The organism is Rhodonellum psychrophilum GCM71 = DSM 17998, from assembly GCF_000381545.1.
GTDB classification, from domain to species: Bacteria; Bacteroidota; Bacteroidia; order Cytophagales; family Cyclobacteriaceae; genus Rhodonellum; species Rhodonellum psychrophilum.
This window is the reverse complement of record NZ_KB906679.1, coordinates 153,673-179,067: the sequence shown is the minus strand read 5'-3', so window position 1 is coordinate 179,067 and position 25,395 is coordinate 153,673. Positions and strand designations below refer to the sequence as shown.

General features: G+C 41.4%; 21 protein-coding genes. 9 read left to right on the top strand and 12 right to left on the bottom strand.

The window, feature by feature from the left end; translation table 11 throughout:
* Positions 1-488: 488 nt before the first annotated feature.
* Positions 489-1,397 (bottom strand): NAD(P)/FAD-dependent oxidoreductase, encoded by a 909-nt coding sequence (locus F824_RS0112680; RefSeq protein ID WP_026333686.1) that lies wholly within the window; start codon positions 1,395-1,397, stop codon positions 489-491.
* A gap of 338 nt (positions 1,398-1,735) precedes the next feature.
* Between F824_RS0112680 and F824_RS0112675 the strand changes: the two genes are divergently transcribed.
* Positions 1,736-2,062: a hypothetical protein gene (locus F824_RS0112675; RefSeq protein WP_019598270.1), complete on the top strand. Its 327-nt coding sequence runs from the start codon at positions 1,736-1,738 to the stop codon at positions 2,060-2,062.
* Between the two features lie 433 nt (positions 2,063-2,495).
* Here F824_RS0112675 and F824_RS0112665 read toward each other — a convergent pair whose 3' ends face one another.
* Complete coding sequence (locus F824_RS0112665) at positions 2,496-3,269, bottom strand: sulfite exporter TauE/SafE family protein (protein ID WP_019598269.1); 774 nt, start codon at positions 3,267-3,269, stop codon at positions 2,496-2,498.
* Entirely contained in the window at positions 3,270-3,707 is a 438-nt protein-coding gene (locus tag F824_RS0112660) for a DoxX family protein (RefSeq protein ID WP_033405327.1), read from the bottom strand.
* Positions 3,708-4,186: 479 nt separating this feature from the next.
* Here F824_RS0112660 and F824_RS25860 point away from each other — a divergent pair, with 479 nt between their 5' ends.
* The 8 genes from F824_RS25860 (at position 4,187) to F824_RS26850 (ending at position 13,635) form a co-directional block, all read left to right on the top strand.
* Positions 4,187-4,993 carry a hypothetical protein gene (locus F824_RS25860; protein ID WP_019598266.1) on the top strand — a complete coding sequence of 269 codons (807 nt, stop codon included), beginning with the start codon at positions 4,187-4,189 and terminating at the stop codon, positions 4,991-4,993.
* A gap of 503 nt (positions 4,994-5,496) precedes the next feature.
* Entirely contained in the window at positions 5,497-6,147 is a 651-nt protein-coding gene (nrfH, locus tag F824_RS0112640) for a cytochrome c nitrite reductase small subunit (protein WP_019598264.1), read from the top strand.
* Positions 6,148-6,154: 7 nt separating this feature from the next.
* Complete coding sequence (locus F824_RS0112635; protein WP_026333684.1) at positions 6,155-7,645, top strand: ammonia-forming cytochrome c nitrite reductase subunit c552; 1,491 nt, start codon at positions 6,155-6,157, stop codon at positions 7,643-7,645.
* A 13-nt stretch (positions 7,646-7,658) separates the two neighbouring features.
* Entirely contained in the window at positions 7,659-8,981 is a 1,323-nt protein-coding gene (locus F824_RS0112630; RefSeq protein ID WP_026333683.1) for an alginate export family protein, read from the top strand.
* A gap of 4 nt (positions 8,982-8,985) precedes the next feature.
* Positions 8,986-12,114 (top strand): cytochrome c biogenesis protein, encoded by a 3,129-nt coding sequence (gene ccsA, locus F824_RS0112625; protein ID WP_019598261.1) that lies wholly within the window; start codon positions 8,986-8,988, stop codon positions 12,112-12,114.
* 145 nt (positions 12,115-12,259) lie between these two features.
* The gene (locus F824_RS0112620) at positions 12,260-12,616 is read left to right on the top strand and encodes a helix-turn-helix domain-containing protein (RefSeq protein ID WP_019598260.1); all 357 of its coding nucleotides are present in this window, start codon (positions 12,260-12,262) and stop codon (positions 12,614-12,616) included.
* The gene (locus F824_RS0112615) at positions 12,597-13,331 is read left to right on the top strand and encodes an ImmA/IrrE family metallo-endopeptidase (protein ID WP_019598259.1); all 735 of its coding nucleotides are present in this window, start codon (positions 12,597-12,599) and stop codon (positions 13,329-13,331) included. The genes F824_RS0112620 and F824_RS0112615 overlap by 20 nt, the downstream gene beginning before the upstream one ends.
* Positions 13,318-13,635, top strand: a complete 318-nt coding sequence (locus F824_RS26850) for a hypothetical protein (RefSeq protein ID WP_022582321.1) — start codon at positions 13,318-13,320, stop codon at positions 13,633-13,635. The genes F824_RS0112615 and F824_RS26850 overlap by 14 nt, the downstream gene beginning before the upstream one ends.
* Before the next feature lie 17 nt (positions 13,636-13,652).
* Here the strand turns inward: F824_RS26850 and F824_RS0112600 are convergent, their stop codons facing one another.
* The 9 genes from F824_RS0112600 to hsdR form a co-directional block, all read right to left on the bottom strand.
* The gene (locus tag F824_RS0112600) at positions 13,653-14,159 is read right to left on the bottom strand and encodes a PIN domain-containing protein (RefSeq protein ID WP_019598258.1); all 507 of its coding nucleotides are present in this window, start codon (positions 14,157-14,159) and stop codon (positions 13,653-13,655) included.
* Complete coding sequence (locus F824_RS0112595; RefSeq protein ID WP_026333682.1) at positions 14,159-15,214, bottom strand: helix-turn-helix domain-containing protein; 1,056 nt, start codon at positions 15,212-15,214, stop codon at positions 14,159-14,161. The genes F824_RS0112600 and F824_RS0112595 overlap by 1 nt, the downstream gene beginning before the upstream one ends.
* A 92-nt stretch (positions 15,215-15,306) precedes the next feature.
* A complete protein-coding gene (locus F824_RS0112590; RefSeq protein WP_019598256.1) occupies positions 15,307-15,987 on the bottom strand; it encodes an RloB family protein in 681 nt (226 codons plus the stop codon).
* Entirely contained in the window at positions 15,987-17,270 is a 1,284-nt protein-coding gene (locus F824_RS0112585) for an AAA family ATPase (RefSeq protein WP_019598255.1), read from the bottom strand. The genes F824_RS0112590 and F824_RS0112585 overlap by 1 nt, the downstream gene beginning before the upstream one ends.
* A gap of 186 nt (positions 17,271-17,456) precedes the next feature.
* Complete coding sequence (locus F824_RS0112580; protein WP_019598254.1) at positions 17,457-18,458, bottom strand: hypothetical protein; 1,002 nt, start codon at positions 18,456-18,458, stop codon at positions 17,457-17,459.
* On the bottom strand, positions 18,451-18,969 hold the full coding sequence (locus F824_RS0112575) for a hypothetical protein (protein ID WP_139189790.1): 519 nt from the start codon (positions 18,967-18,969) through the stop codon (positions 18,451-18,453). Before F824_RS0112575 ends, F824_RS0112580 begins: the two co-directional genes overlap by 8 nt.
* Before the next feature lie 94 nt (positions 18,970-19,063).
* Positions 19,064-20,536, bottom strand: a complete 1,473-nt coding sequence (locus tag F824_RS26845; RefSeq protein WP_019598252.1) for a restriction endonuclease subunit S — start codon at positions 20,534-20,536, stop codon at positions 19,064-19,066.
* Positions 20,533-21,996, bottom strand: a complete 1,464-nt coding sequence (locus F824_RS0112565; protein WP_019598251.1) for a class I SAM-dependent DNA methyltransferase — start codon at positions 21,994-21,996, stop codon at positions 20,533-20,535. Before F824_RS0112565 ends, F824_RS26845 begins: the two co-directional genes overlap by 4 nt.
* Positions 21,997-22,005: 9 nt before the next feature.
* Positions 22,006-25,239 (bottom strand): type I restriction-modification system endonuclease, encoded by a 3,234-nt coding sequence (hsdR, locus tag F824_RS0112560; RefSeq protein WP_019598250.1) that lies wholly within the window; start codon positions 25,237-25,239, stop codon positions 22,006-22,008.
* Positions 25,240-25,395: the final 156 nt, after the last annotated feature.

Sequence of the window (25,395 nt, the reverse complement as noted above, 5' to 3'; positions counted from 1 at the left end):
AGAATATTTATTACTTATCCTCAATCTCTAACCTTTATATCCACTTTTTGATTGTAATCACCGACAAATGGGGGAAACCCTGAAAGACAACATTGGTATGCAATTTCCTCTGAGTGAAAAAAGTCAGTGGAATATCCAACTCGATTCAACCCAAATTCCATTACACCAGAATAGTGACCTAAGGCATCTACTTGAGGTAAGTTAGATGGAATACCAAAAAGAAATGAAGGAGAGAATGATTACATCAATTAAAAAAAGATGCAATCCCTGAATATGTCAGTCGATGAGTTGAATGCTGCCCAATCATATGTTTGATGGAAATATGCATTCAGTTTCCAAATGAGATCTAAACTGCAAGAAAATCAGACCATTGGGAGACTAATTCCTGACACCAATAGGGTGAAGTCAATAATAATCAACAACTAATTGAACATCGGTTAATTATACTATTGAATTGAGTTCGTAATGCATAAAATGGGTTGAACCCATCAAAATTCTTCTTCTATTAATGCGTTGTTAACCATCGCACCCCCGATATTTCCTACCGATACTGCATTTGAAATCGAACGCATCGGGCTGACATTGTCTCCGCAGGCAAAAACGTTTTTCACATTTGTTTTTTGAAACATATCCACTTTGAGAAGTCCTTGTTCCGTAAATTCGCAACCAAGTGTTTCGGGAATTTTACAATGCTGTTCAAATTCAGGACGTGAATAAATTGCCTTCAATTCAAAAGTAGAATTGTCCTTAAAAACGATTTGCTCGACAGCTCCATTTTTATGTTTCAAATAAGCGATTTCTTTTTCGATTATCGGGATGTTGTGTCTGGTGATTTTATCGGTTTGCTCTGCGGTCATTGAGGATTTGCCGTTGGTAAAAATAGTGAGCTCTTTTGTCCAATTTCGGATCAATTGGGCATAATGAAAAGCAAAGTCACCATTTGCCAATACGCCTGTTTTCTCGCCTTTTACTTCGTAACCGTGGCAATAAGGACAGTGGATAACCGATATGCCCCAACATTCGGCAAAACCTATAATTTCTGGCATGATATCTTTCACACCTGTGGCAAAAATCAGTTTCTTCGCTTTAAAAGATTCACCTGTTTGCGTAGTGATTTTAAAACCATTATGTGAATTTGTCCCACTTACGGCAAGAGCATCCAAGAATTTTACGGTGCTGTACTTCAAAACCTGTGCTTTGGCTTTTTGGGCGATTATGCTTGGTTTTTCACCGTCCTGTGTGATGAAATTGTGTGAATGTGGCGTTTGCCGGTTGCAAGGCAAGCCACTGTCCAAGATGAGTACATTTCTCAATGCCCGTCCCAATGCCATGGCTGCGGAAAGACCTGCGTAGCTTCCGCCAATGATGATTGCGTCAAAATATTCACTGTCTGTCATTTGATGGATATTGTACATGTGGCATATCAAAAAGGAAAACCCGCTTTGAATGATACACTTTCGGTTAGATGAATTTGGTTTTGAATTCTTACAATTCACTTAATCGCAACAATGTTGCAAACATAAAAATTCATATCCATCAAATAATTTATTGCGGAAGAGCTGGAAATCCTGTTGGACTTTGTTGCCCTAATGGGATTGGAACCAAAATGCTTGTCCGACCGAATAAGCGGTCCAAATCGCCGATCTATTCTTAAATGTACCGAATCATGACCCAATGATCACTTTCCGCTTGTCTTGGCACAGTGGATTTCGCATTTACCGGTATTTAAATGCTAATGGAGGATACACAGAACTACGCCTGGATAGCCCCTACTGGTTTACTAATCGGTAAATCTGCAGTACTGGAATCCAGCGATGCAGGGAGCACAGGTTCACTCCAGGTCCCCATCAATTTGTCAGGAACTGTGAGTGGGAAGAAACAAATTGTTTACCTGGTTTTCAAAAATGACGAAGGGATTCAAGGTTCCCTAATGGTCGTGTCTGGGATAGAATTTAAAATGCACCGGGAAAAACCAATAGTTCAAGCCAGGGAGCCTGAATTGACTTCCAAGGTGAGGGGTGAAGATTTCTTTAATTCGAATTCTAAGACAGCGGAAAAGTAACGTGAAGCATCTAACTTGATTAAGTAAGATAGAATATGCAATAGGTTTCCAAATGGGAGCGAAACTGCAAGAAAATCAGACAATTGGGAGACTAATTCCTGACACCGATATGGTAAAGCCTATAAAAGTCATTAACAAACTAATTGTCACATAAATACAATATTAAATGGCATTCGTAATGCATACAACGGGTTAAACCTGTTTTTGCATTACCCATTCTATCCCTGCCTAAAATTGCTCAATACTCAGTCGGCAGTTTACGGTTTGTGACTCCAACACATGAAATTTTACCTTATTGCCCAAATAGTCTGATTCTTTTGATGTTACAGTCCTATTGGGAAGCGGAATTCACATTTCGGGTTTTATACCTTTCCTACAAAACATTTCATAACCAGTTTATTTTTGAAATTTAGGATAGCAAAATCCAAAATTTTTAAATCAATCCTGCTCCCAATGCAATGGAAATCAGGATAAGCATGATCGCGACGGTGACTTGAAGGAAATGAAGGGTGACTTTTTTCAACAATTTATTGCCGATAAATGATCCTGCAATTCCTGCAAGCGTTGCGCAGAGGACTAAAGTCAAATTTTCATCCAATCCCGCTTTTGTGAACCGGGTGGCATACACACTTAATCTGGTGAAATCAACCAGGGTTGAAACCACCACAGCAGTACCGATAAATGCTTCTTTGGAAAGGCCTGCTTTGATGAGAAATGCACTGCGCAGGGCACCTTGGTTTCCTGATAATCCACCAAAAAAACCGCTCAACGCACCGCCAATAGGAAGTTTTTCTTTTCCGAATTGCAGTTTGTTGAAATAAGGAATCAGGTCTATACTCGCAAAAATAATAAGCAGAATGGAGATAATGAACTTGACGGGAAACACTTCGAAAGTTTTCCCAAACATCTCATAGGAAAATAGTGGCGCTGCATCTGAAATATTGATAAGCAACCAAGAACCAATCAACGCAGCGATGACGGCAGGAATGCCGAATCGGATCAAAACAGATTTATCGGCATTTTTCCCCACCAAAATCAGTTTGAAAATATTGTTGAAGAAATGCACAATTCCGGTCAAACCAATGGCAAGGTCAACCGGAAAAAAAATCATGAAAACGGGGGTCAGGATTGTTCCCAAACCAAAACCCGAAAAGAAGGTAAGTATCGCTACTAAAAAAGCTGCAAGCGAGATGATGATGATTTCCATTTAGTATTTAGGTTTGAATGAATTGAAGTCAAAAGACCAATAACCACTGCCCTTGATCAATAGAAAAATACTGCCGAGCAACATGGCCCAATCTGTTCTGCTGCCGTGCATCATTTCCCAAAAACCCTGATTGGCCAAAACATCTCCTTTGGTGGTGGCAATGGCAACTAGCATAATGATGATCAGTGGAATACTGGCAAGCCGCGTCAATAATCCAACTAAAATCAATGCCCCGCAGAGTATTTCAAATGCACCTACAAAAGCCCCTAAAAATTCGGGTGAGGGCAAGCCGATTTTTTCAAATCTACCGGCACCTCGAATGGCAGGAAACAGGAATTTTTGAATGCCTTCCGAAAGGAATACCGCGCCTACCATCAGGCGGATGAGAAAAATAGACTTGTCAGCTGAAGTTTGCAATATTTTTTCTATTACTGTCATGCTGTTCTTATTTGTGTTTTTACTTCTGTTTCCTATTTCAATTCTTCACTTCCTCTGGCACAAAAGGATATTTCCTTCATTCAAATTGCCGAAGATTTCCACATCGGCTTTTTTGCATTACCAAGTCCTTCCAACCTGAAAATGATCAATAAATTTTTTTAAAGATTATTGAATTCTCCATAACGGTTATAAGGCTAATCCTTCAAATGGCCTTATTCTCTTGTAATTTCAAGCCCTATTAGATAACGGAATCCATATTTCGGATTTGAGATGAAAACAAACCAAACGCCAATATTTTACCATTCCGGAGGTTTATATCAGCCTACCGAAGAGGAGGTCAAAATCTGTATATCCAAAATTATACAATACTTCTGTTTCAACCCTCTGAAATCTGTTTGAATTTCATTGACATTTGTTTAAATATCTGAACTCAAATAAAATAGATTGCCGTATTTTTGAAGCGGAAAACATGAAATCCAATGGCCTTGAACACCTCCATTTTCAAATCCAGTCTCCTTGTACTCCACCTGATTTGTGGTTTGGTGAAATCACCTTCGCTATGCGCCCAATCGATTGATTCTGCGAAGATGGAAAGAAACTTTGGAGGTGCTGCCGGAGTCACTAATAACGGTATTTCTCTCCTGCCTACCTTTTCGCTTAACCAACCCGCAGGATTTGTGATGTTGAATATGGGCAATCGGCTTTCCTTCGATCCGGAATTCCATTTTTCCTTAGAAGGCAAACCTTGGACAGTTCTATTATGGTTGCGATACAAACTGATTCGAAATGAAAAATTCAAATTAACAGTGGGAGCCCATCCAGGCTTGCTCTTCGTTCCCCAAAATTTGATGATCAACGGTCAGCCCCGCGATGTCATCACTACCGAACGGTATCTGGCCTCGGAGCTGGCGCCCAATTATTTCATCACTCCCCATACCAGCATTGGCTTTTATTACCTTCGGGGAATGGGGTTTGCGGAAAGCGCTGTACAAAACACCAACTTTCTCACCTTCAATGCCAATTTTAGAAAGATAGCACTTTATGAAAATTTCTATCTGCGGTTAAATCCTCAGGTTTATTACCTGAAAATGGATGAACTGGACGGGTTCTTCGCCTCTTCAACTTTGACCCTTGCCAAAAAGGATTTCCCCCTCTCTTTCCAAATGCTGGCCAACAAATCAATTTCCACCAAAATCCCGGATATTTCGGCCTTGCTCTGGAGCTTAAGTCTAATTTATTCCTTCGGAAACACCTATGTGCCATCACCAAGGCTTTTCCCGAACTAAACCCGTGTTATACATTACCAATTCTATTCTAGCCTTGAATTGCTTTACAATCATTCAGTCATCAATAATTGTTGACTTCTCCCTATCGGTATGCTGATCTATTCTCCAAATAGTCTGATTTTTCGCAATTTCAATCCCTTTTGAAAACCTATTGCATATAATGGGTTAAATTCTGACCTACGCACAGAAAAAATCTCAGTTTGAGCTGATTTCGCGTCCCAAAACCTGATTGGCCAGACCCAATTTCCTCTTCTGATCCAGAAAGTGAGGTCCTTTAGGATTGATCCAAGAAACATTCCTCAACACATTTTCAAAAAAACGGAAGCCCCAATTTAGATTTTCACCTGTCATTTTCTGGGTTTTCGCATTTATTGGCAATATTTCGTATATTTTTATCTGAATATCCTTTTAATTTTTAGTCGACTGATTTTTATCATGTTTTTTTCAAACTAATATTCTGTATTTTGATGAAATATTCAGAACAGGAAAATTGAATTCTCTCCATGGCTAAATTTCAGAATATAAAAAGATTTTTTTTTAAGTATTCCCTTATCCCCCCAAAAAAATGGCGCCCGGCAGCGATTGTACTTGTGGCGAGCTTTTTTGGCTTGGGACTCTACATCCTAAAGCTTAGCAATGCCGCCGCCTATCTTTCTGATGATCCCCAGGCCTGCGTAAACTGTCATGTGATGACACCACAATACATTACCTGGTCTCGGAGTGCCCACAGGGAAGTAGCCACTTGCAACGATTGTCATGTGCCACATAACAACATGTTCAACCAATATTATTTCAAAGCGATGGATGGCTTGTACCATTCCTACATTTTCACCATCAGAGCAGAACCTCAGGTCATTCAGGCCAGACAACCTTCTGTAGAGGTGATACAAGACAATTGCATCAGGTGCCATGCCCCACAGGTCAAGGACGCCAAGACCGAAGCTTTTGTGGAAGATCATCATTTCAATAGAACAGACAGAACCTGTTGGGAATGCCACAGGGAAACACCACATGGCAGGGTAAAGAGCCTCTCCGCTGTTGGTCACATGCTAGAACCGATCAAAGCACAGACACCCTCAGGCCTACAAGTCGTCCCCAATTGGCTAAAAGATGCCATGCAGGAAAAAAACCAAGAAACATTACCTCAAAAATAAAAGCATTATGAAAAACTGGATACTCTTTATTGCTACAGGTGTGGCAGTGTTTTTATTGGCGATGCTCGCCTACTCCATAATGGACAGGCGGGCAGAGGCTAGATTTGCCTACCAACCTCAGGTAGAGATTCAAGGCATCGAACCTAGAGATTCAATATGGGGCTTGAATTTTCCCCGCCAATATCAATCTTACATGAAAACCGGTCCATCTCCTCACCAATCCGGTTCTGATGCAGATCGTCCTGGGGATATGTTGGAGGACAACCCTGAAATGGTCATCCTGTGGGCGGGCTATGCCTTCAGTAAAGGATATGGTGAGCCAAGAGGTCATGGGCACGCGCTCGATGATGTTCGGAGTTCCATCAGAATCGGTGCTCCCATGGAAGCCGGAGATGGGGTAATGCCAAGCACCTGTTGGACCTGTAAAAGTCCTGACGTCCCCCGTCTGATGAGCGAAATGGGCGTGACCGAATTTTACAGTAAAAAATTATCTGACCTTGGCAACGAGGTGATCAATCCCATCGGTTGCGCGGATTGTCACAATCCTGAAACCATGAACCTGACCATCACCCGCCCTGCGCTTGTGGAAGCATACGAGGCGATGGGCAAAGACATCAATCAAGCCTCTCATCAGGAAATGCGGAATTTGGTTTGTGCCCAATGCCATGTTGAATATTACTTTGACAAGACCAAGCCCGGAAAAGAAGGTGCCCAATACCTGACATTTCCCTGGGCAGATGGATTAGATGTGGAGTCCGTGGAAGCATATTATGATAAGATAGATTTCACCGACTGGGTACATCCTTTGAGCAAGGCCAGAATGCTGAAAGCCCAGCACCCTGATTATGAATTGTACTCCATGAGTGTACATGCCAAAAGAGGAGTATCCTGTGCAGACTGCCATATGCCCTACAAAACCGAGGGAGGTCAGAAATTTACAGATCACCACATCGCCTCTCCCCTGCAGAATGTGGAAAATTCCTGCTTTGTCTGCCATAGAGAAAAAGTTTCGGACCTCGTTGCGGATGTGCATGAACGCCAGTCAAAACTCAAAGTTGCCAACCAAAGACTTCAAAGACAGATCGCCATGGCACATTTGGAAGCTGAAAAAGCATGGCAATTAGGCGCTACGGAGGCACAGATGGCAAATATCCTCAAGGGTATCAGGCATGCCCAGTGGAGATGGGATTATGTGGCCGCCTCCCATGGTGCTGGTTTTCACGCTCCTATCGAAGCAAACCGCATCTTGGCATCCTCTTCGTCCATCATCCAGGAAACCCGAATTGAATTGACCAGAGTGCTGGCCATTTTAGGCCATATCAAGGCTTTGGATACTCCAGACCTCGACAGTAAAGCTGCTCTTCAGGCGTATATCGGGGTAGATTTGGGAAAGGAAAAGGCACAGAAAGCCAACTTCCTGGAGCAGGTCGTCCCCAAATGGCTACAGGAAGGAAAAGCGCGCGAAGCCCAGAAGCCAGTGAGATCCATCAATAGATAAACTCCACAAAGAGATGTACAAGAAAATTTTATTTGGATGGGGCTTATTGATGGCCCTTTCCTCTACGATTTCCCATGCCCAGTTCAATCTTGACGGACAGCTTATCCAGAGAGCCGAATACAGACATGGATTTAACAGACTCTTCCCTGAAGGTGATAAACCTGCAGGATTTATAGCCCATCGTGCCCGATTACAGGCAAGCTATAAAATGGAAAGCTTTGATTTTTACATGAGCATCCAAGACATCAGGACCTGGGGAAACACTCCACAGGTAAAAGCCACGGATAATTTTCTGTCGGTGCACGAAGCTTGGGTGGAAGCAAAACTGTCCCAAAACTGGAAGGTAAAACTGGGCCGTCAGGAACTGAACTATGACAATGCCCGCTTTCTTGGAAATCTGGATTGGGCACTTCAGGGTAGGGCGCATGATTTTGCCTTGGTAAAATATGAAAAGGAAAACCTGAAGTTTCATTTCGGCGGTGGATTTAACCAAGATGCCCAAATGCTGACCGGAAACATCTTCACCGTTCCCAACCAATACAAAGCAGCCCAAATGGCAAGGGTTGAAAATAAATGGGGAGATTTTCATTTTTCAACCCTGATCTGGAATGATGGAAGACAATATGTTACAACCAATGCTACAGGAGAAATTTTAGACGAGGGAATCCGTTACCAACAAACCATTGGGCTTCCTACCTTAAGGTATCCGATAGGCAATACCACACTTTCCGCCTTTTATTATCACCAATTGGGTACAGACGTTGCCGGCAGGAATGTCAACGGGTTTGACTTGAGCGCCCAGGTGACGCACCAGATAACTGGCGCAGCACAAACAGACAAAAGATTACGCCTCACCGCTGGATTCGAAATTCTGAGCGGCACACCCAACAATGATCTCTCAAAAAACCGGTCCTTCTCCCCTCTTTACGGCACCAACCATCTCTTCAATGGCTACATGGATCTGTTTTATGTAGGAGGTACCCATGAAACCAATGTGGGATTGCAGGATTACTTCTTACGCAGCAGATATGACTTTGGCCCCAGATTTTTCTTGCAGACGGATGGACATTTGTTCTATTCCCAAGCAGACGTGTATCGCGCCAATGGGGCCGGCGAAAAAATGGACAAGTTTTTTGGAACAGAACTCGACCTGTCACTTGGCTTTATTTTAAATGATGCCATTTCCATTCAGGGAGGGTATAGCCAGTTCTTCCATACAGATACTTTTGAAATGATCCAGAAAAGAGGGGCCTTAAGTGACAATCAAAATTGGGCTTATTTGATGCTGATTTTCAGGCCTACGATGAAAAATAAATTTATAGGTATATTACTATAGTACCATGAAATATTTGAGTTATTTGATTTCGACCAAGATGACATTGGTATTGTTGATCGCCTTTGCTGGCGCTATGGGGGCGGCCACCTTCATGGAAAATGATCACGGTACTGCAGTGGCAAGGGGATTGGTGTATGATGCCTGGTGGTTTGAGATTATCATGGTTTGGCTGGCAGTCAATTTTCTCTGCCACATAGGGCAGTACAAAATGTTTCATAAAAACAGATGGCCGGTGGGCTTATTTCACCTTTCTTTTGTAATCATTATTTTGGGAGCAGGGATCACCAGGTATTTTAGCAAGGAAGGTATCATCCATATCCGTGAAGGCAATGCTGAGCAAACCTTTTATTCGACTGGACATTTTCTTCAGATCAAACAGCTCACAGAAGGCAAAGAAGTCAGCTTTGAAAAACCCTATTCCCTGATCAGCCATAATTTTAAGCCCCAATCGATCAAGGCAGGTTTCAGCAAACCTGAATTTAAGGTGGTATTTGAAGATTATATTTTAGGGGCAAAAGAGAATTTTGCAGACGGAGCGCATACCTACATAGATGTCGCTGTAGCGATGGGAGAAGGCAGGGAAGATTTCCTTCTTACAGAAGGCAATGCCATACCACTTGGCGTCATTTCTCTGGGCACCGTTAAAGATGCACAAAACCCTGTTCGGATTTTCAAGTCTGACAGTATTTGGATGATCCATACTGAGGTCCACCTTCAGGTGATGGAAATGGCTACCCAAAACATCGGGGTCATCCATGCAGGAGAAACCCTTCCGCTGAGACTTCGCTCCCTTTATCAGTGGGATGGCGGCGCATTCCTGATCAAATCCATCTTTGAAGATGCACAACTTGAATACGAAGCCGAGAGAGATGAAATGTTGGCCAAAAACCTGCCCAATGTAGTCAAAATAAAGGTTTTGGATCAAAATGATCAAACAGTGACCGAAAGCTTTGTGAAACTGGTAAGCTTCAATCCCGCTTGGCATCCTTTTACCCATGAAGGCACGGATTACACCCTCACTTATGGACCAAGGACTGAAACCTTACCCTTCAAACTCTATCTCAATGCCTTTGAACTGGAAAGATATCCTGGCAGCAAGAGTCCTGCAAGTTATGCCAGTGAGGTGATGGTGATGGACGGAGAAAATGAGTTTCCCTACAGGGTTTTCATGAACAATGTCTTGGATCACAGGGGATACAGATTTTACCAATCTTCCTTTGACACAGATGAAAAAGGAACAATACTTTCCGTTAGCCAAGACAGGCCAGGCACTTATATCACCTATTTGGGCTATATATTATTGACCATAGGGATGATCTTCACCCTTTTTGCCAAAGGAAGCCGATTCAGTTTGCTGAACAAAAAACTGGGCACCATCCGGAAAAGGGCTGGCACTGCGATGCTGATCGCTTTCATGGTTTTCAGCAATATGGCTGTCCAAGCGCAGGAACCGGAAATACTCCCAGTAGTACCCGCTGATATGGCGACTGCGTATGGAAAACTTATCGTTCAGGATTTGGACGGACGGATGAAACCATTGAATACCCTTGCCAATGAAATTTTGCGCAAGCTAAATGGAAAAACCTCTATCGAAATCCCTACGGCATCCGGCATTGTCAATATGAATGCCGAACAGTTTCTTTTGGCTGTCCAATTGGACCCCGTGGCCTATAGCCAATTGCCCATCATAAAAATCGACAAGAAAAAATCCCTGTTTGCCTTTGCGGCATTGGAAATGGAACCCCAGGACAAAATCAGCTTCAAGGATTTTTTGAGCGATGATGGTGATTATTTACTGCACGACCTCGTAGAAGCTGCCAATCTGCTGAAACCCTCCGAAAGAAATGAAGGCCACAATGAACTGCTGAAGACGGATGAACGCTTCAACATCTACTATGCCCTGCTGACAGGAGATTTTCTCCGGATTTTCCCCAACAAATTGGACCATAACAACACCTGGTTTACCAGCCAACAATCCAATAAAGGATTTGAGGAAGAGGATGCTGTTTTTGTCAAGAACATCACTTCCCTTTTTCTTTCGGGACTGAACAAAGGCATCTCAGAAGGAGATTGGGCAGAAGCCAACGAGGTGCTTGACTATATCCATTTATTTCAGCAGCAGGCAGGAAAAGAAGTGTACCCAAGCTCAAATATGATCGTGGCCGAGTTGCTTTACAACAGAATGAATTTGGGAAACAAGCTTTTTGGTCCTTTTTGGGTGTTGGGAATCTTCATGTTGATCATGGGGATCACCATGCTTTTTCAAGAACCCAGACCTATCCGGATCGCATGGAATATCGGCAAGGTCCTCAGCTGGTTGGGACTGGTCATTTTCACCATTCATCTGGGCATCAGGTGGTATATTGCCCAACACCCACCTTGGAGTGATGGCTTTGAAATGCTGGTCTTTGTGGCTTGGGGTGTATTGTTCTTTGGCCTGCTCTTTTCCAACAAATCCAAGTTTACGGTTCCGCTGAGTTTGCTGTTTTCAGGCACCTTGCTTTTTGTGAGTTTCTTGGATTGGCTCAATCCCGAAATCACCAACCTGATGCCGGTGCTCCACTCCTATTGGTTAAAAATTCACGTCGCCATCATCGTCAGTGGCTATGCGCCTTTGGCTTTGGCGGCAATCCTTGCGCTGCTGAGTCTGCTGCTGATGATCTTCAAACCGACCCATCCCACTGCCAATTGGTGGTTGAGTATGAAAGAGCTGAATATCGTGAACGAACTCTCCATCACCATAGGTCTATTCCTGCTGACCGTCGGCACTTTCTTAGGAGGTGTCTGGGCCAATGAAAGTTGGGGCCGATACTGGGCATGGGATCCAAAAGAAACCTGGGCCTTGATTTCGGTCATTGTGTATGCCTTTGTGATTCACCTGAGATTAATCCCAGCCATAAAAAGTTCTCTGCTCTTCAACCTGGCGAGCCTTTGGGCATTTTCCTCCATTGTGATGACCTCCTTTGGGGTGAATTATTACCTCTCAGGACTCCATTCCTACGCAGCAGGCGATCCTGTTCCCATTCCAGGCTGGGTGTATTGGATAGTTGGTGTTTTGCTGGCCATCTCCATCGCTGCCATCGTCAAAAACCGTGGCCTTAGTGACAAGGAAAAGAAGGATTTGGTGGTTTGATCCGTCTTATGCATTGCTGGTTCTATTTTGAGTCTGGAATGCATAAGACGGGTTAAATGATTTTAAAACAGTGGTTTTTGTTACATATTTTTAAATTTTAAATATTTATCTTAAATTCGTAACATATTTTTTTAATCAACAAATTATGGATCAGAATCATATCATCGGAAAAAACCTGCATGCACTTCGCCAGAAATTGGGGTTTACCCAAGACCAGGTGGCGGAATTCTTGGGCATCAATAGGGAAGAAATCAGCTATTATGAAAATGGAAAACGCAGCATGCCTTCTGCCCTATTGAGCAAAACAGCAAATTTATATGGAGTGGATGAATATGATTTTTTTGAAGAAAATATGGATTTGATGAATTTGAATCTTGCTCTCGCTTTCAGGGCTGAAAGCTTAAAACCAGCGGACTTGGAGCAGATCGCCAAGTTTAAGAAAATAGTCAGGAATTATCTTGGTATGAAAACCCTTTTTGAGAATGAGTCTGCTGGTTCTTGAAAAATATGCCTCTCAGTTCAGGGCCGAAAATGGCTTTGGCAATAAAGAAAGCATTCACCTCAAGAGTCTGCTCCATAAATTAGGGGTGCTTGCAGTTTTTCGCCCATTGGAAATGGAAATATCCGGGATGGCAATCAAAGTCGGCGAGAACAACCGATTTATGCTCATCAATACCGCCCGCACACTCGGCCACCAACACTTTACAGTTTGCCATGAGCTGTATCACCTCTTTATCCAAAAGGATTTTAAAAATCAAGTTTGCCATGTTGGGCAGTTTAACAAAAAGGAGAAAGAGGAATACAATGGGGATTCTTTTGCCTCTAAATTTTTGATGCCCGAAGAAGGAATTTTGGCTTTGATTCCTGATAATGAATTGGTCAAGGCAAACGTAAGCTTGGCGACTGTTTTAAAGATTGAGCAATATTTTTCCTGCTCAAGAGCTGCTTTGTTGCACCGCTTGCGTGAATTGCAACTTATTGATAAGGTTCAAGACCTAAAATATGGGTCTGGCGTAATGGCCAGTGCCATGAATCATGGATACTCACTTAAGCTCTATGAAAAAGACTGTCAAAGTGAAGTGATCGGTGATTATGGAGACTTGGCGAGGAAATTGTTTGAGCGGGATCGGATTTCCGAATCGCATTATTATGGGCTCTTGGAAGACATAGGGCTTGATTTTTCTATCCTAGGAAGCAATGGGGATGAAAAAGAATGAGAAATTCATCCTGATCGATGCCGATGTCATTTCCCATTTTGTCTCCGGAGGGCTAATTACTTTACTTCCCACAATCTTCCCCTACCCCATCAAAATCCTGGACAAGGTCTATGCTGAAATCTCCCGGATGCCAGGAAGAAAAACAGAGGTGGATAACCTGCTTTTATTCAAGCTGATTGAGCAAATCCCATTTCCAGAAGACAACCAAAGAATCAAAAAAGAATACCATTATATTAAAAATAGACTGTTTAATAGGAAGGGGAATCTGCTTGCATTAAAATCCCGAAAAATCTTTATACTGTGATCACCCGATTTAATATTTTAACCCCATCGTTGAATTCTTTTTTCAATCTCCTTTTTCATGAGCTCTCCATGGTACAAGGAATTGACCTTGGGCATTTGGTCAAGAATTTCAATTGATTTGGCTTTTGAAAGCAAGCCTAATTCAACAAGTTGGTCTAGAATCCAAAAAACGCCATGATATGGCAGTTGAAGTGAGCCTGCAAATTCTCTTACCAATTTGTCGCTACTAAGTACGATCGCACCTCCAAGTTTTTTCGCCAAATAGATCACTGATCGGTCTTCCTGAGACAAACCTCTGGGAAAAGGAATATCCTCCATTTCCAAAAAATCCTCTTCCCTGAGATTGTGAACATACAGTTTATTTACTGATTGATAAGCCTCAAGAATCAGTTTTTGTTCTTGGTAGAGTTCATTCAACACAGCCACAGTGGTATGCAATTCCATCCCTGACTGAAAAAAGTCAGTGACAATATCCAACTCGATTAAATCGATAAAAATACAGGCATCCGTGACCGCAACTATCATCAAATCACCAAATTTTCCTTTCTGAATTCTGCCAATTTCTGATTTTTTAAAGAGGCAGCCTTACTGATGGAAATGAAATTCTCTGCTAGTGCTCTGAATAAAAGCTGTGAAAAACGATTGGAACTCTCTTGACCTTTATAGTCAACTGGTTCATGTTGTCTGTAACCCAACTGATTGAAGACCATGTAGAACTGCCTGAGATAATTCTCCGAAATCAACTTAAGATCCTTCGCACGATAAACGATGGCTTGCATGGAGATACCATATTGTTGCTTGATCGCTGCCAATTCCTGGAATGAGAGCTTGCTCCGATTCCCTCCGAGTTCATTTCTTAGGGTTTCTCTGGGAATCAGCATGGCAGTCGCAAAAGCGTGGCAATACTTCTCCTTTTCTTTTTCAGGCAGCTGGTTTACGTCCAAAATCAAATGCGCCAATTCATGCAATGCAGTAAACCGCTTTCGGTCAGTGACTTCACTTAGCTTGGCCTTATTCAGGACAATCAATGGAATGCTTTTTCCATTTACCCAAGTGGAAAAGCCATCAAACTCTTCTGAGGAATCAATTTCCAAGACTTTGACATGATGGTCTTCCAATAGCTCAATTACATTTGAAAGTGCATCGCTTCCCAAGCCCCAAATATCCCTGAGTGCTTCCGCAGCTTTTTCGATGTCATCTTGGGATCGAATGGGCATGTTCTGAAGGGGATTCACAAACTGGGTTTCAATCCCCAGGATTTGCTCGAGTTCCAGATAGCGCCCCAGTTCATCCTTGGCGATTTCCACTATCCGAGAGCGCTCCTTTGCGGGAAATTGGCTAATTCTAGGGTTTTCCTTAATATCAATTTCAAGCACCTGATCAGAAAAGAAATAGTCCGGGCGTACTCCCAACGCTTCAGAGAGGATCCCGATAATTTCACTGTCGGGGATGACCTGACCCAACTCGTATTTGCTGAGTGATTGCTTGGTGATCCGATTGTTGATTTTGTCAGCCAAGCCCTGAAGGGAAAGTCCATTCATCAGTCGGGCTGATTTGAGTCGGGTGGCGAAGTAGTTCATGGGGGTTTGGATTTTAGTAAAAGAAAAATGGTTGACAAGCACCTGTGAATATACAGTGTTTGTCAACCATAAGTTTTTTCTTTCTGGAAAATCTACCTCCGCAAATTCCGATTTAACTCTTCGACTAATTCAAAAACCAGGGTAGCTGGATTCTGCTGATGATAAGGTAAATCTGATCTTTCTTCAAAAAGCGTTCTAGCGCGATCGATAGCTCTAGCCTGTGAAGATTGCTCATGGGTTTCTAAAATGGTATATAATTTCTTGCAAAAATCATAGCGTTTTCCATCCTTCTCGTAATTCAATCCGAGTCTTTTACCAAGCTCTTCGTAGTAAAATGTTCGATGGTTTTCAGCATCTGTGTACTCGAAATGGAGGTAGAACCACAATTCAAAGGCATCATTGGAGTAGGCAACTTGGTATCCTAAATTTTTTGCCCGCTCGATGGCATTATCAAAATCACTGAATTCGGCTTCCCCTCTTCTGACATCCATATCAAATACACACCAAACCTCATCTCGGCTTTCTTCCTGCTGAATTAATTCGGTTTGCTCTACAAGTTTTAACTTGGATTGACCTCCAAGATTAATCGCGTCCACTCTTACTCCCAAAACCTCGAATGATTTGAAATACATCTCCTCAGTTTGTCCTTCGCAGACGATCAGGATGGTCTTATTGATAGGGATTTCCTCTATCCGATAGGATGTGGGTTTGGATTTTCGATTCCAGGCCTTTTCACTGTCTGTGACTTTTCGAGCTTTGGTTTTCTTTGGCATTACTCAAAATCAGTAAGGGATGAAAAATCGCCCAGAAACGGGATGGCTCCATATTTCCCTTGGATGTAATCCTTTTCAAAGGAGGCATCATTTCTGACCCCTTTGATTTCTACCAAGGTGTACAAATGGCTAGCGCCATACCGGTCTTTTTCCACAAAGTCGATTTGGTCTCTTCTCAACAAATCCGAAGACAAGAGATTAGTGTCATGCGTGGTAAAGATCAATTGAGCTCCTTTATTTGCTTCTGAATTAAAAAGTTCAACAATCTTTTTGGTCAACAAGGGATGAAATCGTGCGTCAAATTCATCGATCAGCAAAGGTGTCCCTTCTTTAAAGGCCCGGAAAATAAAAGGACTCAACTCAAACATCTTTCTCGTCCCTTCTGACTCTTGAAAACCAAATGAAAAGTCACTTTTTCCTGTAGGCTTTAGATTTTCATCAAATTGGGCCCTACTTGAAATGATCATTTTTCCTTTTTTCAGGTCCTCTTTTGACTTTTCATCCATTTCATCGGGAAAATCTTCTCCCTTCAATTCAATTGTGAAGAGATCTTCAATACCTAAATCAGCGTTTTTCAAGAATTCTAAAATGAATTTCTTTTTTGTTTTATCACTCAAAGAGTCCCCGGCAAGGCCGTACATTCCATGGTGACCTAAACCATTTATAACTGAAATTGATGAAATATCATCTATAATTCGTTTAGACACCTTTCCAAAACCAAAAGAAGCTAAAGAGGATAAAAACAGAGAATTGTTCCTAAAGATTTGACCTTCACCTCCTGATAGATCAATAGACATTTTTCCTTCTGGGAAGTGAGTTTGATTTATCTCGATAATCTGATCGTTTTCTCTGATAAAAAGTGGCTGCTCTCTCAAATTTGGAGTTGAAAATAACCACTCACTCTTAACTGAAGTGTCATCAGCCTCGAAACCATACCGAAAGCGAATCCCATCTAACCTAAACAGGATTTGAAAGAAGGTAGGCTTATTGACAGTTTCCGAAGAAAGCTGAAATGAATCGATCAATTCTAGCACCTTTTCATCTCGTACAGATTCCTTGATAATTCTGATGAAAGTAACCAAAGCCTTGATCACATTACTTTTTCCGCTGGCATTAGCCCCATAGATGGCTTTGGATTTCAGCAGATTGAGTTCTTCATCGATTGGAATCAGGTTTACGGTATCGAGACGGCTGTTTTTGGACTTGATCTTGGCAGCGGTCATATTCAGGGTCTGAATGTCCTTGAAGGACCAAAAGTTGCCAAAGCTGAATTCCTCGATCATATTGTAAAATTATTATTCGTGAATTTTTCACAAATATGAGAATATGAGGTAGGATTTGCCAGTTTTTACCAGTTTTATTTTGCATTGAATTTTAATACTAAAGCCAATCTATATTCAAACACCCTTCGACGAAATCAAAGGGAGGGAAATCTCACCAAGAAAGATATCCTTTAAAGAGTTTATTAACTATAGCTCGTAAGGTACCAGAAACTGGTTAAGGTCATTTGAATATTCCACCCTTATGCTTTTTTGCTCTGTTATTGGAATAAGCTGAAACAACCTCTGCTTTATTGTTTCTGGATACATGTCTTGGATATAAATTGTCCTCAGATTGTCCATAGTGTCAAGAATTTCTTTATCAATTTTCCTATTAAAGAAAGGAATTGAATATCCAATAATTACAAGAGTTTGGCATGCCGAAATTTCCTGCTTCAAATGATTCATTAATTCATCAAATTTTTCATCTTTTCCCCAAGCAAATGACATTAGTGGTTTAAAATTTGGTGATTCGAGATTAAAACACACCTGAACATAATCATCAATAAGATTTCTTAGAAAATCGTTATCATACTTTTTATCGGATCGTTTAATAAAGTTGGATTTTGTTCCATTTCCATATGAAAAACTTCCTGATGTTCCATTTATCTTAATTATTTTAAATTTATCTTTTTCGTATTGATTCAAGTGATTTTTATGGATCATTCCAAGAAATGCTTCTTGTACTTCAATATCTGGATGTTCACTATATTCTCGAAAAGCCAATTCAAATTGATTGTCATAATTCCAACTTACAATACAGATATCTTTCGGTAAATCTCTGATAGAACTACCAATTATGGAAGATATAAATTGATCATACCTTGGGTCAACTTTATATTTTGTTTGAAGAATTGAAAAAAATAACCCCGTTGAAGATTTTAGTCGGGTAAGTTCCTCTGATTTCTTTTTTACAAATAACTTTTTTGCAAAAGTATCAATACTAGCATGCTTCGCTGATTCTCTATGTAGCCAAGTTAAATCTTCAATTACATATTTAATTCTTTCTAGTTCTTTTTCTTGAAGAGTCTCCAATTCTTTTAGATTCGACACATCCTTTATGACTTCTTCTAGTTTTGTAGGAATCTGAGAAACTATTGGTAGGGTATGCGCGCTCGCACCTGCTCCAATTAAATAAACTATTCTAGCCATGGCTCAACAATTTTTCTTCGATAAATAATCTCCCTTTGTAGGATATACGGAGGTCGTGGTTTAAATCATGTTCAACAAAGTCTTTTTCAATTAAATACTTTCTTAAATCCTCCTTTAGTTTATTCCCTATCTGAATTCCTTCAGCAAATAGAATCCAATCATAGTTAAAATAGCTTTCAGATTCGAGTTCTGCGAGCTTGGAAAGAAAGTAAAATGCTAGATTACTAAACCCTTCAGGCTTATTTCGGAATGGAGATTTTTCCCCTTTGAAATAATTCACATGAGGCGCTAGGGATAAAAAATGTCGGATAAATTCACATTTGGTAAATTTGCTTGATTCTTCTTCTCTTATTCTGTCCTCTGCTGATTCAGGCATACCATCGTACCAAACGAAAGCAAATGATGAATTTTTATATTGATAATAATAATCTTCAAGAAATGTCTCAGAGTTGGAAAAATGTCTGTTGAATAGGGCTTTGATCTCTTTATCTATTTCACCAGTTCTAGGCATTTTTTTGGACTCAATTTGGTTCAATAGATTTTCTAAATCTAATTCGAGGCTGGGCAAGTCTGATTTCAACGTTAGATTAATCATCGCATTATTTCTAATTGAGTTTATTATAACCTTCTACCCCCTCAGCCGCCAACATCTCCTCCCCAGCCTCCCTCACATATTCCTTCACTTCCTGTCCCACCAATTCCCCTCTAAATGCCTTATTCAATACCGCCTGAGGCAATTGATCAATCTTGGCTTTTAAGGACTGATATTGGGATTCGATTCTGTCAGCGAGTTCGAATAAGGAATCTACTCTTTTGACAATTTCTTCTTGTTCGATTCTTGTTGGGAAGGGCAAGTCGATATCTTTGAATCTTTTTAAACTTATTTTTTGGTGTGCAACTCCTTTTGTTATTTCTTCAATTTGTGTTCTCACAATTTTGGAAGAAATAACATATTCATAGAATTTTGGAATAAAATACTTTTTCCATATTCTTACTTTAAGAATGTCACTAGTTATTATCCCGTCTTTAGCGTTTTCAGGGTATAATTTACAATCTCCAGGAGGTGTCCCCATTTTTGTTATTAACAGATCACCCGGCTTTATCGTATGGGGCAATAATTCGTTAAACTTTTCTTCATCTACAAATTTCGGATCCAATCCATCGAATTTATTTGCAATTACATTTCTGACAAAAATCAAAGGGTATCCTTCAGTTTTATAATCACTTACTTTTAAATTACTTCCAAATGGTCCTATTCCAATCGAATATTTCTCTGGTGAAGAGATGAATTCCGGCTTAATAGTGCACCAATCATTTGAAAAGAAAACCCCGTTTAAATCAAGGCTTAAGGATTCTTCTAACTTTTCTAAAAAATTTGCAGTTTGATTATTGTATAGATTTTTCTTTACTGAAATAATTTCTTTTCCCTCTATAATAGAAAAATCTAATGTTACGTAGTTTGTCTCTCTCCACTCCTTCGTCAACTTCCCCGTCACAGCCTGAGTAAGTACCTGCTGACGGAAGTTTTTCAGCAACACCGGAATCCGATCCAGCTTCTCCCGCAATACATCCAAGTGCCCAAATATTGCATCCAACTTGGCGACAATGCGTTGTTGTTCGGGGAAGGGTGGGAGAGGAAATGAGAGGCTCCTTAAGTTTTCAAGCCTAATTCCTTTCACCGTTGTACCACTTGACAATTCTTCAAGTTCCTTTCGTAAGTGTGAAAACCAATAGAACGAAAACTTATTTGGTAATTCACTTCTAAGGATCTTTAAATCTTGATTAATAGCGGTTTCAATTTCTGTTATTACCACCTTACCTACGGACATTCTTGTGCCAATTATCAAGTCTCCTTTTGAAGCCAAATTAGAAGCACTATTTGCTAATCCTTCTTCTGAAATAGAGTCAATCGTGGATTTTATAACATCAACCCTTGAAATATCTTTTATAGACGCCCAGGGAACTGCTCCGTTCCAATAATTTAAATTGGATTTGCTTGGAGTACCACCACCTACAAAACTAAAGAGGTCGCCTACTACACAATTTTTCCACCCCTTCGGTAATTTTTCATCTCTCATCCCAACAGCTCGATTATCTGGTCAAACTCTCTTTTGATTGCATCCAATTCATCGGAGGCGGCTCTAGCAATATCCAAAGGATCTCCTAGGTCTGAATTTTTGCTGATGTTTTCATCCTCGATCAGCCCGATATCCAGGGAATCGTTTTTGGCTGCAATTTGCTCTCGGGAGTAGACTTGCCACCTTGGATCTTGAATCACCTTTCGTTTGGCATCATTGATTTCACCGGTATAGTCATCCTTCACTTGGTCAATAGAAATTCCTCCAGTATACGCTTTGACAAAGTCGGCAAATGCTTCTCTGGTAAAAGGCGTTCGCTTCCCAAAGCTGGGGGCATTGGTCCGCATATCATAGATCCATACACGCTGGGTATTGCCTGTTTCTTTTTTGCCCCGCGTAAAAAACAACACATTGGTCTTCACTCCGGCAGCATAGAATATTCCGGTTGGAAGCCTCAGAATAGTATGCAGGTCGCATTTATCCATCAAGTCACGACGGATTTTTTGCCCGTCATTGTCTTCGAAAAGCACATTATCCGGCAGTACCACTGCCGCTCTTGCCGTCCCGGTATCACGTCGCAGGGAGCGGTAGATATGTTGTAGGAAGTTGAGCTGTTTGTTGGAAGTCTTTATGGTCAGATCATCCCGTGATGGACGCTCTCCGCCCTGCTTGGTACCGAAGGGGGGATTTGCCAGCACACCATCGTAGTTTCTGAAGGTTTTTCCCAATTCCGTCAGGGTGTCACCCATTTCTATCCTGCTTTCCAAGCCATGTAATTTGGCATTCATCAATGCCAGTCGATGGGCATCCTGTACGAGTTCACAACCGGAAAATGCCTCGTTGATCTGGAAATCCCGTTCTTTCTGTCCCAGCTCATAATACTCATGATGCTTTCGCTTCAGGTATTCATCCGCCGCGATCATAAACCCGAATGTCCCAGCTGCAGGATCATTCCAGCGTTCGCCAATTTTGGGCGAAAGCAATTCCACCATCACATTGATCAGCGGACGGGGTGTAAAATATTGGCCAGCCCCACTCTTTTTCTCTCCGGCATTCTTTTCAAGCAGCTCCTCATAGATACTGGCAATCTTGTCCTGTTCCTCATCTTCAAACCAATCGATCTGATCGATATTGGTAATCAGCGTCCTCAAATTGACCGGCTTACGAAGGGTAGTCGAAGCATTGGTATAAATCTCCGTGATGGATTCATTGGTTGACATTGCGCCCAAATTGGCCAGCAAATCCCGGTAGGTATCAAAGAGTTCTTTATTATCCTTGATTTCCTTCAGTTTGGTCCATCGGTAGTTTTCCGGAATATCCTGATCAAACTTCTTGACTTCGGAAAGTCGAAGAAAAAGGATGTAGGTCAGTTCATTCAGGTACTGGTGATAGGTCACCCCATCATCCCGGAGCACATTACACAGTTCCCACAGTTTCTTCGCTATTTGCTCTGCACTCATTGTTTTGTCTTAAGCATATAAGTTTTGATTCAGTCGGGAGATTACCTCTTCCAGCTGATCTTCAAATAATTTATTCAACCTGTCAAATCCCCCAGCATCATTAAACGGAGGAGCATCCAAGTCTTCTTTTCTTAAAATCGACTCTTTTAATAACTGAAATTCAAAGCGATCTATCCATTTCAGTTGGATTTTGTTCCAGGATTTCATCTCCCGGATGGAATTGACAGCCTTCCTGATCCTCTCCTCATGACTGACAAGGGAGTTGCCCAAAGAAAGCGTACGGATAAAGGAAATAATATCAGCCGCAATTTCTTCATTTTTGGCAGCCTTCCAGGCAGTTTTCAGTGAGTTTGCATTGTAGCCTGCCTGATCCAAGGCCATCAACAATTCTTTCAGGGATTTTCGATCCAGTTCTGAAGGCCTCGAACAAACGATTTTAAGCGCGCCAATCTTATTTTGGTTTTCCTTGATAAAGAGCGCAAAGTTATCCAAATAATCCTCAGGTTTTTGGCCTTTTCCATAACCTCGGTCTATTCCCAAAAATTTATCCTCATGATCTGATACCAAAGTCCCCACAGGTGAAGGCTTTAGCGCATCCAAAAATTTCCATAGACCAGAAAGCTCCCTTAATTTTTCGACTGAGGTGGATTGCGGATCATTTTTCAGGTGTTCGATCAGACTATCAGGATCTTCTCCTTTGGCATTGTAGCGAAACTGCTCTACCTTTTGTTCCTTGAGGTATTTCTTTTTACGCTGGATTTTAGCAATGATCTGTTCGATTTGCCGCTTGACCCGATCTTCTTTTTCTATATGATTCAGTTCATCCACCAGCTGTTTAAAACTGGCTTTCGGATTGGCCACCACAGGTTTCATCTGCGAAAATTCTTCCAAGGTTTCATAAATGCGTACCGCATCATAGATTTGAAAAATTTCCTTTCCTATTTCATCACAGCGACGGGTAGCCCTGCCCAGCATTTGTTCATAGAGAATCCGGGATTTGATCCTGCGAAGAAATACCAAATTACAAATCGATGGCACATCAATTCCCGTTGTCAGCAGGTCCACAGTGACCGCTATATTCGGATATTTTTCATTTTTGAACCGGGTCAGTTGGTCCTGGGGATCATAGGATTTACCTGTTATTTTTTGGATGGCATCATCTGCTACATCCACACCGATGGCTTCAAACTCCTCTTTCAGGTATTGGACCACTCGGTCTGCATGTTCATCCGTAGCAGCAAAGATCAATGTCTTTTCCTCACCATCGGGATCCAATTCCGTCACCAAGTGCTGAATGACCGTTCGGTTAAAATTCTCAGTAATTACCTGCTTGTTGAATCCTGCGATGTCAATTTTGAGTTCGTCTTCCAATTGCTCCATTTCCAAAATGGAATTGGATTCCTTGTCATGGACTTTGGGTCTTTCTCCCTTTTCCCATTTGATTCCTTCCTCGCCAAGTTTGGTCTTGATAAGAATCGGCGGATCGTGATCTATCAAAAAACCGTCAATAACAGCCTCACGATAGGAATAGGTGTAAACGGCCGATCCAAAAATCTCTGTGGTATGAAGGGCTGGTGTTGCTGTCATTGCGATCGCATGGGCATCAAAATAGTCCAAGACCATCCGATACTTGCTGACATAATCCCGCTGATCGCGTAAATCCAGATCATCCTCGTCCATCTCTCTGTCGAGCAGGTATCCGCGGTGGGCCTCATCAATAATGATACAGTCATACTGATCCACAGAAGGAATCGCTACATCATCATTGTAAAAAAGCCGCTTGACCATGCCCTGCACCGTCGCAAAATGCAAACGGGTGTCAAGTTCAGGAATGGCCTGCTTCAGTCCTTTTACATCATAAATTTCCGAAAAAGTATTCAGGCCGATGATTTTGTTATCTTTGAAAGCATCGATTGCCTGATTTGCCAGAAGTGATCGATCTACCAAAAAAAGTATTCGCTTAAATCTGTTTGATTGAATCAATCGGTAGCAAAGACCGATGATGGTTCTCGTCTTTCCAGTACCCGTTGCCATGGCAATCAGGCTCCTTCTGTCCTCGGGTTTTTCGATCAGTTTTTTCTCTACCGCGGCTATTGCCTTGATCTGATAATTTCTCAATCCCAGCCCCGAGCTTGCCTTTAGAAAATCAGCAGATTCATTTTTGAGTTTTTCCTCGGATGCGTTAATATCCTTTTCAAATAATTTAACCAGACCTTCTGGACTATACCAACCTTGCAAGGCGCGAGATCTGGAATGGGAATTTCTTACGTCCAGAAACCAAACGCCACTTTTGGTTTTGATCTGTTCGAGGTAAGGCCTTCCATTGGTAGAAAAAAGAAAAGGGACATTGTAATCACCCCATTTTCCCATAAACTTGGATTCATTGCCAGGAGAAATCAATTCCGCATAAACTTTGGACTGCTGTAAATCAGTAGAAATATCCGAAGCATATTTTTTTGCTTCCACGATTCCGTAAAGCTCAAATCCTACAAAAAGAGCATAATCAGCCCATTTAGATCCACTTGGCCATTCTGCAATGGCCATATTTTTTCCACGTTGTGGTAATGTTTTGTGGAGTTTGAAATTTAACCGATTGGTATCTATTTCCCATCCAGCCTGTCGCAGTTGCTCATCGATGAGCATTCTCGTTTCCGCCTCAGACATTTCAATCTTCTTGGCTGCTTGCTGAGAGCGAATTTTAATTTCTTCTTGTTTATCGGCAGGAAGTGTTGTTTTATCCCGTTGATCCAGGAGAACTTGAAATTTGCCTTGGAGTTCAGAATATTGAAGTTCCAATTCATTCAAGGCATGTCGTGCATCCAATTTTTCAGGAACCTTGAATCTGGATTGGCTCAAATCTGCATTCTCCTCAGAATAAGATTGGTAAAACCACTTGGCAATCTTAAAGGTTGAGAACAGCAATTCTTCCGCTTCCTTAAGAGATCCTTTATTCTGGTGAACGGCAATATTCCCTTTATGCTTGATGCTGTTCAGTAGATCATTTACCTGTGCGGGAATGATTTTTTCAAGCTCTAACGTTTTAATTCGGTTATGAAAAGTGTTGTCATAAGGAAATTCGAGGTGATGTTCCTCAAATAGAAACTCAGTCAGGCGCTCCCCAAATTGGCGCAATTTGAAAAGGGAGGTAACCGGGTCTTGATGTAAGTTGAATTCAGCTGCTTGGCCAATATTGAAAAGTATGGGGAATTCTGTTTCCAAACATGAAAAATTAGATTTACTCATTTATTAGATTGGGGTCACGGGTTCAAAAGAGGAAACAAAAACATTTTCCTCCGCCTAAAATAGTAAATTTAAAACTAAACCTAAAATTTTATTTTGAACTTAATGTTCTTGGCAGATTAAATTAGAACTCCATTGATAGGAGCTCAATTTGGAGCG